The sequence below is a fragment of the Thermogutta sp. genome (assembly GCF_014359955.1).
Classification (GTDB): Bacteria; Planctomycetota; Planctomycetia; order Pirellulales; family Thermoguttaceae; genus Thermogutta.
The window spans coordinates 1-3,808 of the sequence record NZ_JACIYL010000432.1; the positions used below are offsets into that span (position 1 = coordinate 1).

The 3,808-nt window shown below is 61.3% G+C and carries 3 protein-coding genes; all 3 read left to right on the forward strand.

Annotation, left to right across the window (positions count from 1 at the left end):
- Nucleotides 1–1,458, forward strand: a 1,458-nt coding sequence (locus H5U08_RS12565) for a hypothetical protein (RefSeq protein WP_297033570.1), incomplete at its 5' end; no start/stop codon positions are given.
- Nucleotides 1,459–1,490: 32 nt separating this feature from the next.
- Complete coding sequence (locus tag H5U08_RS12570; RefSeq protein ID WP_297033573.1) at nt 1,491–2,789, forward strand: DUF1800 family protein; 1,299 nt, start codon at nt 1,491–1,493, stop codon at nt 2,787–2,789.
- 124 nt (nt 2,790–2,913) lie between these two features.
- The coding region (locus H5U08_RS12575) for a twin-arginine translocation signal domain-containing protein (RefSeq protein ID WP_297033576.1) at nt 2,914–3,808 on the forward strand (895 nt) is incomplete at its 3' end.

Consider the following 3,808-nt stretch of genomic DNA (forward strand, 5'->3'; position numbering starts at 1 on the left):
ACACTGCTCAAGCAAGTCTTTGGTGGTGGTCTGTTTGCGGCAGCGCTTCCGCGGGGAGAGGTCGTCGTGATCGCGGAAGCCCAGGACGGGCAGCTCTTGCGGGACGTCCACGAGTTTCTCCTTGGATTGGCAAAACTCGACGCCGAGAACAAGGGCCAGCCGGATCGGGTAAGATCCGCTGATTACCGCGGCGTCACGGCGTGGACGTTCGGCGGCGATGAAATTCATGCCATCGTTGAGAATCGCCTCATCCTGGCCAATAAACCGGAATTGATGAAGCAGATCATCGATCGTATCCAGGATGCTCGCGCCGGGAGCCTGCGAGACAATCCGAAATTTGCCGCCGCGGCGAAGGCTACCGCTGAGCATAATCTGGTGCTCTATCTCGACATGGAAACACTTCGGGCACTTCCCAACGTGCAAAAAGGTCTGGAACAGGGGCGCCAGCCGCTGCCGATCCTCCTGCTGGCGGGAACAGTGACGGCCCTTCAGAAGGCGCCCTGGCTCGCTGTGGGACTGAGCATTGAGGGAAGCCACGTGACGGGAACGCTGCAGACAGGGGAGGTCACCGAGTGGCCGCAGCCGCTGGCCTTCGCCGTGGCACCGGGAGAAGACGGCGTCCTGCCGCCGATTCATGTTCCCGGCACCGTCCTCACGGCGAGCTTCTACCGGAACCTTCGCGATTTTTACGCCCAGAAAAACGAGCTTTTCCCGGAGAGGACATCCGGCCTGATCTTCTTCGAAAACATGATGGGCATTTTCTTTACGGGTCGGAATTTCACGGAGGAAGTGCTTGCTGAGCTGGAGCCGTATGTCCGCGTAGTGGTGGCGGCCCAGCGGTATGCTCCGGAAGTGGGCACGCCGGCCGTGCAGCTTCCCGCCGTGGCGGTTGTCTTCCGCATGAAGAATCCGGAAAAGTTTCAGCCGGTTGTGGAAGAGGGCTTTCAGAAGGCCCTGGGACTGATCAATTTTGTTCGCGGTCAGGATGCTAAACCCGGCATGATTCTGGATCGGCCGGTGTACAAGGGCGTCAAGTACACACTGGCGTATTTCAACCCAGACCCGGAAGGTGACCAAGAGCATGCCGACATCCGCTTCAACTTCAGCCCGGTACTGGCGTGTCGCGATCGGGACCTGATCCTCAGCACAGCCGAGCCGCTGGCAAAAGACATACTGGACGCCCTGGCGGAGCAGGAGGCAGCGCTTCAAAAGGTGCAAAAGACGGTAACAACGCAGCTTGAGGTGCTGGGCAACCAGATCGTTCGTCTGCTGGAAGTCAACAAAGAGGCCCTGATCGCCCAGAATATGGCGGAGAAAGGACACAGCCGAGAGAGGGCGGAGAGAGAATTGTCACAGCTCCTCACGGTACTCAAGCTGCTGGACGAGCTCCGGCTCACCGAGAGTTTCCACAACCACAGCAATCGATGGGATTTCCAGCTTGAATTGAGCAAGCCGTGAGGCTGCCGGCCGGAAGGTGGAGGATGCACGCCATGATGCAACTACCAGCAGGCGTTTACCGTGGAACCCTGGACAGGGAGCTGGCTGGCCGATTACTCCGGCGGGCCGCCGGTTACGTGGCCGTTGAGGAACGCGACGGGTTGGTCGGTCTGGACGTACCGCAGGCCGTGGTAAGGCTTGTTGGTGGCACGCAGGCAGGCCCACGCTGGCAAGAGATTCAAGATTTGGAGGGGATGAGCGCCGAGCGCGGGCAGTTGAACGGTTACCGTACCTGGGAGCTGGCCCGGCTGGTGGAATCCCCCCAGCCATTTCGCGAAATGCTCACCCTCTTCTGGCTGGACCTGTTTGCCGTGTCAGCCCTGCGCGTGGAGCCGCTCCACCTATATCACGATTTTCGCAGCGGACTGCGGGAAAAGGCCTTCGAGCCGTTGGACAAAATTTTTACCTTCGCGCTGACGCATCCGGCACTTCTGCTCAATCTGCGCGCTCCCTCGAACTATCGATCCCAGCCACAGGCGCAAATCGGCCGGTTTCTCGTGCAGTATGTCGTCGGCCACGACCCCCACGAAAAAGCAACCCTGGTTGCGGATATTGCCCGGGCATACACAGGGATGTTCGTGACCTCGGGCAGACTCCGCGTGTTGGACTACGAACATGATCCGGGACAGAAGACCGTCGGCGACCAGACGGGGGATCTGCGGGCAGAGGATGTGGCCAGGGCGCTGGCGCGCGATCCGGCGACCATTGCAAACGTGGTGCGGAGATTGTTCGGCTGGTTCGTGACCACAGAGGTTCCTGTTCCCCAGCAACTGTTGATCGCCGCACAGAAGGCGGCCCTCGACGGCCAACCGGTGTCAGCGGTGTTGACGCTGCTTCTGGGGTGGGAGGAATGTCTGAAAGATCCACGCTATCGCCGGGTGAAATCGCCCCTTGAGGTCTATCTCGCTGTGGCGCGGCCTTTTGGCTACCGGGCGACCACCCACGCGGCAGAAGCACTGGCGGAATTGGGTTGGGATGTCGTCCATCCACCCACCCTGGCCGGCTGGCCTCGCGGACAGGCCTGGTTGACCGGTTCTCAGGTCGCGCGGCATTGGGCCCTGGTGCAGACCATGCTGACCGGTGGGGAAAACTGGGGAGCTACCTCGCAACTCACTGAAGCGCTCTCCCGGCCGGACTGGTCGGCCAGGCTGGCGGAGACGCTTTTGGGCGGCGAGATCCCGCCCGAAGTACGCAGGGACTGGCAGAAGCTTGTCCAGGCGGCCCGTGACGAGACCGCGAAAAAAGAAGCGGTGGCCTTTCTGGCAGGTTTGCCCGAGTTCCAACTGTCCTGAGTGTGAATCGCGAAGCAATGGTGACGACAACGGCCATCACCGGGCGCGCGTGATGATTGACCGTGAAAACCTCGGCGACATTGGCAGCCGAGACAACCCGATCACAGAGCGAGGGTGAATATCCATGTGGACACGGCGCGACTTTCTGAAGATTTCCGGAGCGGCGGTGGCAGTCGGTGCGACAGCGCCGATTCCCGCCGTCCTGGCCCAGACAGGTATTCAGTTGCCTCGAGGAAAAGACGAGACAATCCTCGTGGCCATTCAGATGGCGGGCGGAAATGACGGCCTCAACACGGTCGTTCCCTATGAGGATGACCACTATCATCGGCAGCGCCCCACCCTGGCCCTTCGGGAATCTGAGGTGATCAAACTCCAGGATGCGGTAGGGTTTCATCCGGCACTGCGTCCCTGGATGGAGCTCTGGGAAGGGGGATATCTCGCCGTCGTCCAGGGGGTGGGGTACCCCAATCCGTCCGGAGCGCACGAGCGCTCGATGGAGATCTGGCAGACGGCCCGACCTGAGGACCCACTCGGCGAAACTGGCTGGCTGGGGCGATTGCTCGATCACTGGTTCGAGGACTCGCTCCAGGACAGCGCGCGGAGCACCATCACACGAGGGGTGTTCACCGGCCGCATCCCCATGCCGACGACCATCCTCGGCCATCATCGGCCCGCGGTGCGGTGCCAGAAACCTGAGGAACTGTTTGCCTTTCCTGCCGGGAAAGATGCCCTGCGAAAACTGGGAGAATCTTTTGCCCGGGCAAATTCACGGTCGGGGACTGCACCTCTGGTCGATCGGGTGACAGCCGCGAAGAAACAGGCGGCACGGGACCTGGAACGGTTAGAGAGCGTGCTTTCCGCGGCGGGCAACGAGGATTTTCCCGACACCTATTTCGGCCAGCAACTGGCCTGCGTGACGGCCCTCATCCGTGCGGAATTGGGCATCCGCATCTTCTGTGTGGACCTGGGCGGAACGGAGCCCGGCAGCTTCGATACCCACGCCCTCCAAGCGGCCAATC